The organism is Natronosporangium hydrolyticum, from assembly GCF_016925615.1.
GTDB lineage: Bacteria > Actinomycetota > Actinomycetes > Mycobacteriales > Micromonosporaceae > Natronosporangium > Natronosporangium hydrolyticum.
This window is the reverse complement of the sequence record NZ_CP070499.1, coordinates 2,348,145-2,361,960: the sequence shown is the minus strand read 5'-3', so window position 1 is coordinate 2,361,960 and position 13,816 is coordinate 2,348,145. Positions and strand designations below refer to the sequence as shown.

The window sequence follows — 13,816 nt, the reverse complement described above, 5'->3', positions numbered from 1 at the left end:
GGTCACCGGTCGGTGGTCGTACGGGTCATGAGCGAGCCGACCATCTCGGCCATGCGCCGGCGGCCGACGACCCTGCCGACCACCGCGGAGAGCCGATTGGAGCCGCCTGCGATGACGCCGGGGGGCGGTTTGCGCCGGTCGAGTGCCCTGAGCGCGGTCGCGACCACCACCTCGGGTCTCATCCGCCGCGCGCCGCCGCTGGCCCCCTCGCCCGCTACCTCGAAGAACTCCGTCTCGGTCGCGCCCGGAGAGAAAACGAGCACACGCAGACCCGTGCCGCGGGCTTCATACCACAGGGCCTCGGTGAGGCTGAGCACGAACGCTTTGGTGGCACCGTAGACCGCCATCGTGGCGTTCCCCTGGTAGGCCGCCATGCTCGCCACGTTCAGGAGGAACCCGTCTCCTCGCTGGCGGAGCTGGGGCAGGAAGGTGTGGCAGATCTCCACCACGGCCGTGACATCAACCGCTATCTCGGTCATGAGACTCGGCAGGTCCTGCTCGTGGAAGAACCCGAGGTTGGCGAAGCCGGCGTTGTTCACCACGCTGGTCACCTCGACCCTGCGGGCGTCGAGCTCCTGCCGGAGTGACCGGCCGACGCCGGGCTGGGACAGGTCCATCGGCAGCGCCGTCACCGCGATGCGGTGCTGTTGCTGAAGCTCTGCACCGAGCGCGTCGAGGCGGTCGGCCCGGCGTGCCACGAGCACCAGGTCACTGCCACGGGCAGCGAGCTGGCGGGCGAACTCCGCTCCGAGCCCAGCGCTCGCCCCCGTGATCAGAACTGTCTGGCCGGCGTAGTCCAGGGGTCTCTTCGATTCGCTCATCCCGGCATCGTATGCCGAACTGGCACTCGGTGTCAATCAGGCGCTTGATTCGGCATCGAGCCCCGCCTGAGCTGCGAGACGGACATCAAGTGCCAGTTGGGCATTGGTGTCACGGGCAGCGGTACGCTGAGGCCATGACCTCGGCAGACACCGAACAGACCGGACTGTGGGCGAGGACCCGACAGCGGGCCTACGCCGAGATCACGGCCGTCGCGATGGACCTGTTCCTGACCAACGGCTTCGAGCAGACCACCATCGATGAGATCGTCACGGCAGCCGGGATCTCCCGCCGGTCCTTCTTCCGATACTTCGGCACCAAAGAGGATGTTGTCCTGGGCCACTTCGTCGCTGAGGGCGCCGTCCTCCGCGGCGCGCTGGAGGGTCGGCCCGACAGCGAGGAGATCTGGACCGCCCTGTGCCGTGCGCTGTTCTCCCTTGAGGGAGCCGAAGGCGACCAGCAGCGGATCCTGGCGATCTCGAAGATGCTCTACCAGACCCCGTCCCTACGAGCACGAAGCATCGAGAAGCACCTGCGCTGGTACGACGATCTCGTGCCGGAGGTGGAACGGCGCCTCGGCCAAGGCAGCGACACGACGCTTCGCGCCAAAGTGATCGTTGGCTGCGTGATCACCTGCCTCGACCTCGCGGGCGAGGCGTGGACCCAGGACAACGGATCGAAGCCCCTCAAAGAATACTTCGACGCCGCTCTCAACGCCGTCAGGCGGTAGCACGCTTGACGAGCGCGAGGTCGCCAGGTGTCGGCTGCCGGAACTTGCCACCATCGGCGACGAACTCATCGCCATGCTTCGCCAGGTGGCGCGCGAACAGCGGGCACACCGGAACCACGGTGACACTCCTGCGAATGCTGTCTTTGAGCACCTCGCGGACCAGCAGCCCGGCGAGGCCCCGCCCCCCGAACCTCCGGTCTACTTCGGTGTGAAAGAAGACTCGCTCACCCTCCGCCTGGGGAGAGTCGACGAAGTCCACCCGGCCGACGGGCGAACCGTCGGCGAGGTCCGCGGTGTAGGTGCCGATCGGGCGAGACTCACTCATCCTCACTGTCACCGGTGCACCAGTGTTGTCATAGAGCGCCTGAGTCATCTGGTGTCCTTTCGCGCTACGCAGTAGGAGTACGGTGCCAGCGGGACGGGTTGTCCTCCAGCGCGGAGCGGTCCCAATGCCCCCGATCCGCAGCGGATTCGTAGGTGGTGCGAAGGAACTCGGCGACCGCGCGGTCGGGGTCCGGTGCGGCGCGAGCGACCTCGTAGGGCAGCAGGAACTGCTGGAACTGGGTACTGAAGAATGCGCCCTCGGGGCCGATCTCCTGCTCGGCGAACCCGTCGGGTTCGGGATAGGCGTAGGAGTAGAAGGCACCCTCCTCGCCGCCGCCGGGCCAGAACCCGCAGCTGGAGAGCTCCCGGGAGTAGCCCTCGACCATGACCCAGTCCCCGCAGTTGGGCACTCCGCCGGGGTGCGGCGGGGCCGGCCGGCCCGAGAAGCGGGTGCACGCGAGGTCCATCCCACCCCAGAAGAAGTGCACCGGACTGACCTTGCCCACGAAGTGCGACCGGAACTCGCCCATCACCCGGTTCGCCTGCAGCAGCTGTCGCCAGAACAGGGTGGCCGCCTCGCCATCGTAGGAGGCGTGGTCGTGGTCTTCGGCGAACGGGATCGCCGGGTCGACCTCGTTGGGGCGCGGCTGGATCGTCGCCTCGATCCCGAGCTGGTCGAGCAGGTCCATGATCTGGGTGTAGAACTCGGCGACCGGCATCGGCCGGAGCGGGAAGCTCCGGGCGCCGCCGTCGCTGGAGCGGACGTCGAGCTGGTGGCCGAGGAAGTCGAACTCGATCTCGAAGGCCCCCGAACGGTGCGGGATGGCCGACGTCGTCAACCCGCGCGGGCTCACGTACAGGGTTACCTGCCACCAGTGGTTGAGCAACGGGGCGTGGGCCATGCGGATCTTTCCTACGATCTGGGTCCACATGTGCAGGGTGTCGCGGGTAGGCGTCCAGTCCGAGACCCGGAGGCTCGGCCAGCTCATGGTTGCTCGGCTCGTCATCGCATCTCACATCCTTGGTGTGGTAACGAAAGGGCGGCGGTCGTCGTGATCGTTTCCGGTGGGCCTGTACCCAAAACCGGCCGCCCTACTTGCATTCTCGACATTTCAGCGGTACTCCGGGTTGGGGTCGCCGGGGCGGATCCCGGCGTCCCAGGCCGCGCGCTGGTTGCCGTAGGCCGGGAACCCACCCGCACGGCGGATCATCAACGCGACGTGGAGCAGGTTGTACGTCATGAAAGCGATGTTGCGGTTGGTGAAGTCGTTGTCCGGCCCGCCGGAGCCCTCATCGAGGTAGGAGGGGCCGGGGCCGACATCGCCGAGCCAGCCCGCGTCGGACTGGGGTGGAACGGTGAAGCCGATGTGTTGCAGGCTGTAGAGGATACTCATCGCGCAATGCTTCAGGCCGTCCTCGTTGCCGGTGATCAGGCAGCCACCAACCCGGCCGTAGTAGGCGTACTGGCCGTGCTCGTTGAGTACGCCAGAGTAGCCGTAGAGCCGCTCGATCACCCGGCGGGTCACCGAGCTGTTGTCACCGAGCCAGATCGGCCCGGCGATGACCAGGATGTCGGCTGCCAGCACCCGGCTCAACAGCGCGGGCCATTCGTCGGTGTCCCACCCGAACTCGGTCATATCCGGTCGGACGCCAGTGGCGATGTCGTGGTCGACGGCGCGGATCTGGTCCACGCTGACCCCGCTCCCCTCCATGATCGCCACACTGCGGTCGATCACCCCCTGGGTGTGGCTACGCTCGGGGGAGCGCTTGAGGGTGCAGTTGATGTACACCGCGCGCAGCCCGGTGAAGTCGGGCTTCTCGGTTGTCGCCATGGTCTAGCTCCTACTTGTCTTCATTGCGTTGACCCTTTCGGGTGGCGTCGGGCGAAGTCCCAGACGATGGCGCCTGCATCCGGGCCGGCGCGATCGGTGAACAGGCCACGGCCGGCAGGGCCTGGCCAGACGTGCCCCATATCGTGGACGAGGTACGACTCGACCACCGACGTACGGTCCGGCGTGGTGATGGTGGTGTGCGTGTAGGCATGCCGGCCCGTATCCGCCGGCACCGTCGTCGTCGCTTCGACCAGCTCCAGGCTGTCGTTGAGCAGCTGCGCGCCCGACGACCGACGCGGGCGTCCGCGGCGACATTCTCGGATGCGCGGACGCGTCCGATCGGCTGGCTGTCCATGCATCACGCCTCTCTGCCGGGCCGGCTGCTGCGTCAGGTCACCGTACGCCCTGGGCTCAGGGCTTCTTCAAGGTCGCCGATCACGGTGACGCGGCCGCCGTCGCCGGGATCGGGGTCCGGGATGATCGAATCCGGGTCGATGAGGTAGACCTCGTGTCCGTCCAGCGTGAGCCGCCGTACCACTTCCAGCAGCATGCGTCGTGACACGTCATCGATCGAGGAGACCATCGTGAGGTCGAGCGCCACCCGGGCTTGCGCCGGCGCGGCATCCATGGTCTCCCGAACGGCTCGCTCGGCTCCGGCAAACCGGATCCCACCCTGTAGCTGGAAGACCCGGATCGCGTACGGTCCTTTGCCGACGACGTGGTTGGATCGTACGGCCGCACGTGCGGCGGCCGGGACCTCCATCACATGGAGTCCCATATCGGCGGAGAATCGTTCGAAGAGTGTCACACCTCGAACGCTGTGCCCATGGGGGTCCAGCCGTGGCGAGAAGGTGGCGATGCCGATCTGGCCAGGCAGCGCGCCGATCAGGCCCCCGGCCACGCCGCTCTTGGCCGGAATGCCGACCTGGGTTGCCCAGTCACCGGCCGCGTCATACATTCCGCAGGTGGCCATGACGCTCAGGACCTGACGCACCACTGGTTCGCGTACCACCTGCTCGCCGGTGCGCGGGTTCACCCCGCGGTTGGCCAACGTCGCGGCCATCATCGCCAGATCTCGCGCCGTGACCAGGACGGCGCACTGCCGGATGTAACCGTCTACGGCGACCCTCGGATCTTCGGTGAGGATGTCGTGGCTGCGCAGCATGTGCGCGATGGCGAGGTTGCGGTGCGCGTGCTCCAGCTCCGACGCGCACACCGCCTCATCTACCGTCAGCGCACGGCCGGCGAACGCCGACAGACCCTGAACCACGCGTTCCACACGCTCGGTCGGGTTCAACTGCTCCGAACCGGCCAGCGAGTGGACTGTGATCGCACCGGCGTTGATCATGGGATTGAGGGGGCGCCCGGTGTCGCTCTCGAGCGAGATCTGATTGAACGCCTCCCCCGATGGCTCGACCCCGACCTTGGCGAGCACGGGATCGAATCCGCGATCAGACAGTGCCAATGCATACGTGAACGGCTTGGAGATCGACTGGATCGTGAACTCGGTGTCGATGTCACCGGCGCCGTAGACCGCGCCGTCGACCATGGCGAAGACCGCGCCGAGGCGCTCAGGATCCGCCGCCGCGAGCTCTGGGATGTACCCCGCGAGTTCGCCGGAGATGTCCGACTCCACATCTCCGAGCGCCTCGGTCAGGTAGTCGGGAATGATCGACCGCATCCGTCCTCCCTTCCGCACCCGTACGACCGCAACTCTGCGCTGCCGGCCAACCCGCGAGTCATCTGACCATCCTGTCGTACGGCGCCGGAGCGGGGATGCTGGTGAGCGTGCGAAGCTCGTCGGCGTCGACGTTGGCGCCGAATGCCGGGGTGCCGGGCTCCAGCCGGGCACCCGCCGCGAGGTCGCCGATAGCGAGCGGATCGAACCCGAGCGCGTCGATCAGTTCCGACACCAGGGCGAGATCCTCGGGCGAGTCGCCGGCGACCGCGATCGCCTTGCGCCCAGCGTTGCCGCCGGGGCGTGCCCCATCCTCAAGATCATGGTAGCCCATGTGGTTGAGCGCTTTGACCACTCGCGCACCCGTCAGCAGCTGCGCAACGAACTCGCTGGAGGAGGTCCCCGGCGGTACGACCGCCTCGCGCGGACCGTCGGTCTCCCACCAGTGGTTCATCGCATCCACCACCAGCTTCCCGCGCAGCTGCGAGACCGGGAGATTGTGAGCCTTACTGAGCGGGAGCGCGAGGATCACCACGTCGGCGGCGTCCGCGACCTCGGCCGGCCAGCCGGCGCTCGCGCCCGGTGTGAGGACCTCGATGGTCAGCGCGATCTTTGCGGGGTCACCGGAGCCGGCCACGAGCACCCGATAGCCGGCGGCGACCGCCAGGCGCGCCAGCACCGTGCCCACCTTCCCGGCCCCCAGGATCCCGATGGTGGCCACGGCGGTGGTCATCGGTCCGCCTCGGCAGAGTGTGCGGCCAGCAGTTCGCGGACCCGGGGTATGACCTGGGTGCCGTACAGCTCGACCGAACGGAGCCGGGCGGTGGCGGAGACGGTGCCGGCGGCGGAGTAGATCATGTCGAACCGGCCCGCATCCAACGCCCGGATCGCGCGGGCGATCTTGGTCGCGACCGTCTCGGCCGAACCGACGTACAGCGAGCCGCGTGCCACCTCGTCGTCGAACTCTCGCCGCTGCAGCGGAGGCCACCCTCGTAGCGCCCCGATCCGATCCCGGATCTCCCGGTACCCGGGGTAGAACAACTCCTTGGCCTCCTCGTCGGTGGCGGCTACGAAGCCGGGCGAGTGCATCCCGACTGGCTGGGCGGTGGTGCCCAGTTCCTCGTGCGCCCGCCGGTACAGCTCGACGTAGGGGGCGAACCGCTCGGGAGCGCCGCCAATGATGGCGAGCATGAGCCCGAACCCGTAGCGGACGGTGCGGATCACCGACTGCGGCGACCCGCCGACCCCCACCCACGTGCGCAGCCGTCCGGAATCGGTCTTCGGGTACACATCCGCATCCTGTAGCGCGGCCCGGGTGGTGCCTTCCCAGGTGACCGGTTTCTCGTCCAGGAGTCGATGGAACAGGTCGATCTTCTCCTCGAACAGCACTTCGTAGTCCTTCAGGTCGTACCCGAACAGCGGGAACGACTCGGTGAACGAACCCCGGCCGAGGATGACCTCAGCCCGGCCGCTGGAGAGCGCGTCCAGGGTGGCGAATCGTTGGAACACCCGCACCGGGTCGTCGGAGGAGAGCACCGTCACCCCCGAGGCGAGCCGGATCCGCTTCGTGGCGGTCGCGATACCTGCCAGCACGGTCTCCGGGCTGGAGATCGCGAACTCCGGTCGATGATGCTCGCCCAGCGCGACCACGTCGATGCCGACCTGATCGGCGAGGGTCGCCTCGGTCACCGCCGCGCGGATCGCCTGTGCGTGCGAGACGATCTCGCCCCGGTCGTCCCGGGGCCGGTCTCCGAAGCTGTCGATCCCGAACTCGATCTTCGAGACATCCATCTTGGGCACCACCTTCAAGGTCTTAGGTCCCGGTCTCGGTGATCAGGACGCCTTCGGCATCTAGTTGACACGTGAATAATGCCGCGATATTGTTCACGTGTCAACTACTGGCGGAGGCGGTGGGGCAGCGATGAGTCGGCGACTCCCCACGAGGGAAGAGCTCGCGATCTGGCGGGCACACCTCGAGACGTTCGAGATCGTTCGGGCCCGCATCGAGTCCCGGCTACAACAGGACTCACAGCTGTCAAGCGGCGACTACCGGGTGCTCCTCGCGCTGAGCGAGGCGAAGGGAAACGCGATGCGGTCATCGGAGCTCGCCGCGCACATCGAGTGGGAGCGAAGTCGCCTCTCCGGCCAGCTCGGCCGAATGGAGAAGCGAGGCCTGGTACGCCGCGAACCCTGCGCCGAGGACGCCCGCGGTGCCCGCGTCGTCCTCACCGAGGAGGGCTCCCGCGCCTTCCACGCGAGCACCCGTCCCCACCTTCGGGCCGTAAAGGAGGTCTTCGTCGACGCCTTCACGCCTGCGCAACTCGCCCAGCTGGGCGAGGCCGCAACGGCCATGCGCCGGCACCTGGACCTCGACGCCCGCCCCTGACCAGTTTCCGTTCGACCTTCCCGACAGGAGAATTCTCATGACCAGCAAACCGATCATCGTCGTCGCCGGTGCCACCGGAGCCCAGGGCGGGGGTACGGTCACCGCGCTGTTGGCCGACCCGCAGCAGCGCTTCGCCGTACGCGCCCTCACCCGCGATCCGCAGTCCCCGGCCGCATCGGCGCTCGCCGCCCGGGGGGTGGAGGTCGTCCGCGCCGACTTCAACGACCCCGCAACTCTCGAGGCAGCCTTCGCGGGTGCCCACGGGGCGTTCCTGGTGACTAATTTCTGGGCGCACCTCTCGGCAGCCCAGGAGACGCAGGAGATCGCGAACCTCGCCTCGGCCGCAGCTTCCGCGAAGCTATCCCATGTGGTCTGGTCCACTCTAGAGGATACCCGCGAGCTGCTGCCGATCAGCGATCCTCGCATGCCCGTCCTGCAGGACGCCTACAACGTGCCCCACTTCGATGCCAAGGGTGCGGGGAACCGCCTCTTCACCGAGGCCGGGGTGCCCACGACGTTCCTGAACACCACCTTCTACTACCAGGGCTTCATCAGCGGCGTCGGGCCCCGCCGCGGGGAGGACGGCGCGCTCGCGCTCGCGCTCCCGCTCGAGTCCGGCAAGCTCCTCGCCGGGGTCGACGTCGACGACATCGGCCGCACCGCGTTCGCCATCCTCGCCGCCGGCGACACCTACATCGGGCAGACCGTGAGCCTGGCCGGCGACCACCTCACCGGTGCCGAGTACGCGGAGATCCTCGGCGAGGTCATCGGCGAGACCGTGCGGTTCGACGCCGTCCCGTACGACACATTCCGCACGTTCCCGATCCCGGCTGCGGAAGAGATCGGGAACATGTTCCAGTACTACGGCGACTTCGAAGCCCAGTTCACCGGCGCCCGCGACCTCGACGAACTCCGCCGCCTCAACCCCGATCTGCGGGACTTCCGGACGTGGGCGACCGAGAACGCCGACGCGCTGAAGTCCGCGATCGGCTGACAAACGGCACGGGAGGTAGCCATGCCGAGCTCAACGGCATGGGCACCGCAGTCGCTCGGCGTGAGCCGAGCGACTGCGGTCGTGATCGGTGCCGGACAAGCGGGGCTGTCAGCCGGCTACCACCTGCACCGGCGCGGATTCGCCAGCGCGCTCACCGACCCAGGCGCCGAGCGCAGCTTCGTGATCCTCGACGCCGAAGACCGGCCCGGCGGAGCCTGGCTGCACCGGTGGAACTCCCTCACGATGGCGACCGTCAACGGCATCTTCGACCTGCCGGGATTTCGGCAGCCGCCCGTCGACCCGGCCACGCCGGCACGCCAGGCGGTGCCCGAATACTTCGCCGCGTTCGAGCGGCAGATGCAGTTGCCGATCCTGCGGCCGGTCACCGTCACATCGGTGACCCGCGCTGACGACCAGCCCGACGGTGAGCTCCTGATCGACTCCGACCGCGGCACCTGGGCGGCGCGAGCGGTCATCAACGCCACCGGGACCTGGACCAACCCGACGCTGCCCGCCTACCCCGGGCAAGCGAGCTTCGCCGGGCGTCAGCTCCACACCAGGGACTACACCTCGCTGGACGAGTTCACCGGCCAGCGGGTCGCCATCGTCGGCGGCGGAATCTCCGCGGTCCAGCAACTCGAAGAGATCTCCCGAGTGGCGGAAGTCTTCTGGTACACGCGCCGGGAACCGGTCTTCCGGGACGGCGACTTCTCCCCGGAGGTGGGGCGGGACGTAATCTCCAGGGTCACCGCCGACGTCGAAGCGGGCAACCTGACCGGCAGCGTCGTCTCCTACACCCACCTCTCCTGGACCCCCTACGCGCTCGCCGCGAGGCAACGTGGCGCGCTCGTCCGGCGGCCGATGTTCACGCGGATCGAACCCGCGGGAGTCCGAAACGCGGATGGCACCCTCACCCCCGTCGACACTATCCTCTGGGCGACCGGGTTCAGAGCGGCACTCCGGCACCTCGACCCGCTGGCGTTGCGCAACGAGCGCGGCGGCATCGAGCTGCGAGGCACCCAGGTCGCCGCCGAGCCACGGGTACACCTGATCGGATTCGGCCCATCGCAATCCACGGTCGGCGCCAACCGCGCGGGCCGGGACGCCGTCCACGCTCTGAGCAAACATCTCCAGCCAGCCAACACCAGCACCGGTGCCGAGCATGCGATGGTCCGGAACCAGGGTCGACCCTAGTGTCGGGACCACCGACGCCTAACCCACGACCCAACAACTTCCCCACATTGGCGCAATGCCCAGCGCCGAGCACGAAACACCCATCGCACTAGCCAAACTCGACCCCGGCCTCGTCGCCTGGCTCCTGACCAACCTCTTCGACATCAAGATCCCCGACTACCACCACGCCCGAACCCACCCCACCGACGTACGCGTCATGATCCCACGCACCTACCACGCCGACGGCATGCTCGTCTTCTGCGACCCCACCGACCAACCCATCGCTGCGGTCGTCCTCGAAGTACAACGCGGCTGGGACCAAACCAAACACCGCACCTGGCCCCTCTACGTCGCCCAACTCCAAGCCGAACTCGACACCACCGTCGCGCTGCTCGTCTACTGCCCCAACCCCGCCATCGCCGGCCGATACCGCGACTTGTTCACCTACGACGGCATCAGCCTCGTGCTACGACCCCTCATCTTCACCCCCGAACAGATACCACCCACCGTCGACACCGAACTCGCCAAGACCCACCCAGCACTCGCCGTGCTCGCCACCCTCTGCCACACCGACCACCCCGAACTCGACGCCACTTTCCCCGCACTGGCAGCAGCACTGGAAACCCTCGGCCCAAAGAACGCAATCTTGTACCATGACATCGTGCTCGCCGGGCTGCCCCAGGCACCCCGACTCCGCTGGGAGGCATTCATGACCACCGCTGTCAGCTCCGAATACCGCAGCGAACTCTTTCGCGAAATCGACGCCCGGGGCCAAGCCGCCGGCGAGGCCCGCGGCGAGGCCAAGGCGATCCTGACCGTACTCGACGCACGCAGCATCACCATCCCTGACGACCTCCGCAACCAGATCCTCGCCTGCACCGACCTGGACCAACTCGACACCTGGCTCCGCCGCGCCGGCACCGCCACCACCGCCGACGACCTCCGCAACGGATAGCTCACCCGCCGCACGCGTCCGGCGGGGCCTGGGCGACGTTTGTCAGATCAACGCGTACGCCCGAACCGGGAAGGTCCCGAAGTCACGTACCGGCGCCGGCACGGCGTGCAGCCGGGCACCGTGCACCGGCAGCTCGCCGAGGTTGGTGAGGTGTTCCAGCACCGGAATCCCGGCCCCGAGCAGGATCGAGTGCGCCGGCCGCTCCCCACCGTCGGTGCTGTCGATGTTGACGCTGTCGATGCCGACCAGCCGGGCGCCCGCATCGGTGAGGAACCGCGCCCCGTCCTCGGTCAGGAACGGCGCCGCCGACCCGTAGGTGTCGGTGCGCCAGTGCCGGTCCCACCCGGTGTGCAGCAGCACCGCTGCCCCCGAAACCGGGTACGGCGCCAGCGTCTGGGCGGTGACCCCGCGCTCGCGGCTGCCGGTCAGCCGGACCACCACGATCGGCAGGTCGGCCAACGACGTCAGCGGCAGCCCTGCCAGGTCGACCCCACCCTCGTACCGGTGGTATGGGCTGTCGACGTACGTACCAGTGTTGCCCACCATGGTGATGCGGTCGATCGCGAACTCGGTCCCCTCGGCGTACCGCTGCCGCGAATCGGCCCGGCTGACGAACCGGCTGATCTCCGGACCAGGCAGCCCGGGGTAGGTAGTCATGCCGGCTTCGATCGGGTGGCTGAGGTCGACCAGCCGTCGGCTCTCACTGGCAGTTGCGCCGGTGGCTGCCGGGCCACCGCGGGAGCCCTTATGCGCCTCCGCGAACACCTCGATATTCGACAGCCGGACCTGATCCACCATCAACAGCCCGAGATGGCTGACGAAGAGTCCAGCGAGCTCCTCCGAAGCCGGCTGGGGACCTGGCAGGTCCAGGCGGAAGCCCTGCACCTGCAACCCGCCACCGTTGCTGAAGGTCACGTCTGCGTCGAACGACGCCCGATACTCGGTCATCGCACCATCCTCGGGCACCGCCACCCGCGACCGGGCGCCCCCCTCAGCGGCGGCGGCTGATCGCCACACCGAGCAGACACAGCGCACCCCCGATCATCCCGAGCACGGTGGGCAGCTCCCCCAGCAGCAGCCAGGAGAGTCCGACCGCGATCGCCGGCACCGTCAGGGTGGTCGCGCTCAGCCGGCCGGCGTCGCTGCGCGACAGCGCGTACGCCCACAGGTTGAACGCGATCGCGGTCGGGAAGATGCCGAGGTAGACAACTCCGGCGATCGCTGCCCCGGGCGCGCTCATCGTCTGCTGTACGAAGTCGACCGAGAACGGCAGCAGCACGATGGCGCCCACCGCGCAACCGAGGAAGGTGGCGCTCAGCACGTCCACCGACCGCAGCGCCACCTTCTGGGCGAGCACGCCGGCCGCGTACAGCACGGCGGTGACGATGCCGAGCACGATGCCGATCCCTTCGTTCACCGAGCCGCCACCGGTCCCGCCGGTGGCGATGATGATGGTGCCGACGAAGGCGACCCCGATCCCGGTGAGTAGCCAGCGGGAGAACCCTTCGCCGAGCAGCAGGCCGGCCGAGATCGCCACCAGGATCGGGGCCAGGTTGACCAGCATCGCCGCGGTGCCGGCGTCCAGGTGCTGCTGGGCCAGGTTCAGCACCACCATGTAGCCGGCGAACCACGCCACGCCGTACCCGACGACCAGCAGCAGCGGCCGACCGCGCGGCAGCGGTCGGCGGTAGTAGAGCGCGATGCCGCCCAGCACCAACGCGGCGATGGTGATCCGGCCGGATGCCAGCGCGCCGGGCGAGTACGCGTCGCCGATCGCCCGGATCGCCACGAACGCCGAAGCCCACAGCACCACGGTGACCGCGGCGGCGAGCATCGCCAGCCGCGAACCGCCACGGGTACGGGTGGCGGGAGGTGGGGGCGGTGACGGGGCCGGTGGTGGTGCTGGGGAGGCGAGCGCAGCTGTCATGGCTCTATCGTGGGCACCGGGAATCATTAGCACAAGCGACTAATCCTTCACCTCTCTTAAGCCTGGCTGTATAGTGAGCCGGGTGCCCGACATTCAACGACTCCGCGTGTTCCGCGCGGTGGTCGCCTCCGGTTCGGTGAACCAGGCGGCCACCAACCTCAGCTACACCCCCTCGGCGGTCAGCCAGCACCTGGCCGCGCTGCAACGCGAGACCGGCCTGCGACTGGTCGAACGCAACGGCCGCGGGATCCGGATCACCGCCACCGGACGGCTGCTCGCCGACGAGGCAGCAGGCGTCCTCGACCGGCTGGCCACGTTCGACGGAGTCGTGGCGGACCTGCGGGCGGGCCGGGTCGGCAGCCTGTCGGTGAGCTACTTCCCCTCCGCCGGCGCGGCCTGGATCCCGCCGGTGGTAGCAACCCTGAGCCGCGAGTTCCCGGACCTGCGGGTGGAGCTCTGGGGCAATGAGCTGGCGACTGATCGCCGTGCCGGTCCCGACATCGCCGTCTTCGTGGCAGATCCGCAAGGCGACCGGGCTCCCGGATACCAGGTGCTGCCGCTGCTGGAGGAGCCCTATCTGGCGGTGCTGCCGGAGTCCCACCGGCTGGCCGGCCAGCGATCGGTCCCGCTCCGGGATCTCGCCGAAGAGTCGTGGGTGGACAACGACTTCACCCACGGACCCTGTCGGCAGGTGGTGCTGGACGCCTGCTCGTCGGTGGGGTTCAGCCCCGACTTCCGGGTCGAGACGCACGACTACCCGACCGCGATCTCGTTCGTGGCCGCCGGGGTGGGGGTCACGGTGCTCCCCCGGCTAGGGGTTGGCGCCATGCTGCCGACCGGGCTGGTCGCGCTGCCGGTGGTGGACCCGGTGCCGAGACGCCGGATCGCGATCAAGGTACGGGAATCGGTCTCCGACAACCCGGCCACCCAGCGCGTCGTGGCGCTGCTGCGGGAACGGGCCGCCCAGCCGACCGGTGTGACCCCAGCCTGACGGTCGC

At 68.5% G+C, this 13,816-nt stretch carries 15 protein-coding genes; 6 read left to right on the top strand and 9 right to left on the bottom strand.

Features of this window, described 5'->3' with window-relative positions; all coding sequences use genetic code 11:
• Positions 1-2 precede the first annotated feature (2 nt).
• Positions 3-821 carry an SDR family NAD(P)-dependent oxidoreductase gene (locus tag JQS43_RS10495; RefSeq protein ID WP_239678880.1) on the bottom strand — a complete coding sequence of 273 codons (819 nt, stop codon included), beginning with the start codon at positions 819-821 and terminating at the stop codon, positions 3-5.
• A gap of 134 nt (positions 822-955) precedes the next feature.
• Here JQS43_RS10495 and JQS43_RS10490 point away from each other — a divergent pair, with 134 nt between their 5' ends.
• Positions 956-1,549 (top strand): TetR/AcrR family transcriptional regulator, encoded by a 594-nt coding sequence (locus JQS43_RS10490; RefSeq protein ID WP_239678879.1) that lies wholly within the window; start codon positions 956-958, stop codon positions 1,547-1,549.
• On the opposite strand, the gene JQS43_RS10485 is transcribed toward JQS43_RS10490, so the two are convergent.
• The 6 genes from JQS43_RS10485 to JQS43_RS10460 all read right to left on the bottom strand — a co-directional run bounded on the left by JQS43_RS10485 (position 1,539) and on the right by JQS43_RS10460 (position 7,174).
• On the bottom strand, positions 1,539-1,874 hold the full coding sequence (locus JQS43_RS10485) for a GNAT family N-acetyltransferase (RefSeq protein WP_239678878.1): 336 nt from the start codon (positions 1,872-1,874) through the stop codon (positions 1,539-1,541). The genes JQS43_RS10490 and JQS43_RS10485 overlap by 11 nt on opposite strands.
• Before the next feature lie 64 nt (positions 1,875-1,938).
• On the bottom strand, positions 1,939-2,880 hold the full coding sequence (locus JQS43_RS10480; protein ID WP_239678877.1) for a DUF5996 family protein: 942 nt from the start codon (positions 2,878-2,880) through the stop codon (positions 1,939-1,941).
• Positions 2,881-2,985: 105 nt separating this feature from the next.
• Positions 2,986-3,705 carry a flavodoxin family protein gene (locus JQS43_RS10475; RefSeq protein ID WP_239678876.1) on the bottom strand — a complete coding sequence of 240 codons (720 nt, stop codon included), beginning with the start codon at positions 3,703-3,705 and terminating at the stop codon, positions 2,986-2,988.
• Positions 3,706-4,093: 388 nt separating this feature from the next.
• On the bottom strand, positions 4,094-5,386 hold the full coding sequence (locus JQS43_RS10470) for a glutaminase (RefSeq protein ID WP_239678875.1): 1,293 nt from the start codon (positions 5,384-5,386) through the stop codon (positions 4,094-4,096).
• Between the two features lie 58 nt (positions 5,387-5,444).
• A complete protein-coding gene (locus tag JQS43_RS10465; RefSeq protein WP_239678874.1) occupies positions 5,445-6,116 on the bottom strand; it encodes an NADPH-dependent F420 reductase in 672 nt (223 codons plus the stop codon).
• A complete protein-coding gene (locus tag JQS43_RS10460) occupies positions 6,113-7,174 on the bottom strand; it encodes an LLM class flavin-dependent oxidoreductase (protein WP_239678873.1) in 1,062 nt (353 codons plus the stop codon). Before JQS43_RS10460 ends, JQS43_RS10465 begins: the two co-directional genes overlap by 4 nt.
• Positions 7,175-7,304: 130 nt before the next feature.
• On the opposite strand from JQS43_RS10460, the gene JQS43_RS10455 reads away from it, so the two are divergent.
• Genes JQS43_RS10455 through JQS43_RS10440 form a run of 4 tightly spaced genes read left to right on the top strand, consistent with a single transcriptional unit; the run spans position 7,305 to position 10,891 of the window.
• Positions 7,305-7,769, top strand: coding sequence for a MarR family winged helix-turn-helix transcriptional regulator (locus tag JQS43_RS10455; RefSeq protein WP_239678872.1), 465 nt, complete (start codon positions 7,305-7,307; stop codon positions 7,767-7,769).
• A 37-nt stretch (positions 7,770-7,806) separates the two neighbouring features.
• On the top strand, positions 7,807-8,763 hold the full coding sequence (locus tag JQS43_RS10450) for an NmrA family NAD(P)-binding protein (RefSeq protein ID WP_239678871.1): 957 nt from the start codon (positions 7,807-7,809) through the stop codon (positions 8,761-8,763).
• Between the two features lie 60 nt (positions 8,764-8,823).
• Complete coding sequence (locus JQS43_RS10445; protein WP_239678870.1) at positions 8,824-9,957, top strand: NAD(P)-binding domain-containing protein; 1,134 nt, start codon at positions 8,824-8,826, stop codon at positions 9,955-9,957.
• 55 nt (positions 9,958-10,012) lie between these two features.
• A complete protein-coding gene (locus JQS43_RS10440) occupies positions 10,013-10,891 on the top strand; it encodes a hypothetical protein (protein ID WP_239678869.1) in 879 nt (292 codons plus the stop codon).
• A gap of 42 nt (positions 10,892-10,933) precedes the next feature.
• Here the strand turns inward: JQS43_RS10440 and JQS43_RS10435 are convergent, their stop codons facing one another.
• Both JQS43_RS10435 and JQS43_RS10430 read right to left on the bottom strand, forming a co-directional pair.
• On the bottom strand, positions 10,934-11,839 hold the full coding sequence (locus JQS43_RS10435; RefSeq protein ID WP_239678868.1) for a cyclase family protein: 906 nt from the start codon (positions 11,837-11,839) through the stop codon (positions 10,934-10,936).
• Positions 11,840-11,882: 43 nt separating this feature from the next.
• Positions 11,883-12,818 carry a DMT family transporter gene (locus tag JQS43_RS10430; RefSeq protein ID WP_239678867.1) on the bottom strand — a complete coding sequence of 312 codons (936 nt, stop codon included), beginning with the start codon at positions 12,816-12,818 and terminating at the stop codon, positions 11,883-11,885.
• Positions 12,819-12,900: 82 nt separating this feature from the next.
• Between JQS43_RS10430 and JQS43_RS10425 the strand changes: the two genes are divergently transcribed.
• Positions 12,901-13,809: a LysR family transcriptional regulator gene (locus tag JQS43_RS10425; RefSeq protein ID WP_239678866.1), complete on the top strand. Its 909-nt coding sequence runs from the start codon at positions 12,901-12,903 to the stop codon at positions 13,807-13,809.
• The last annotated feature ends 7 nt before the right edge of the window (positions 13,810-13,816 follow it).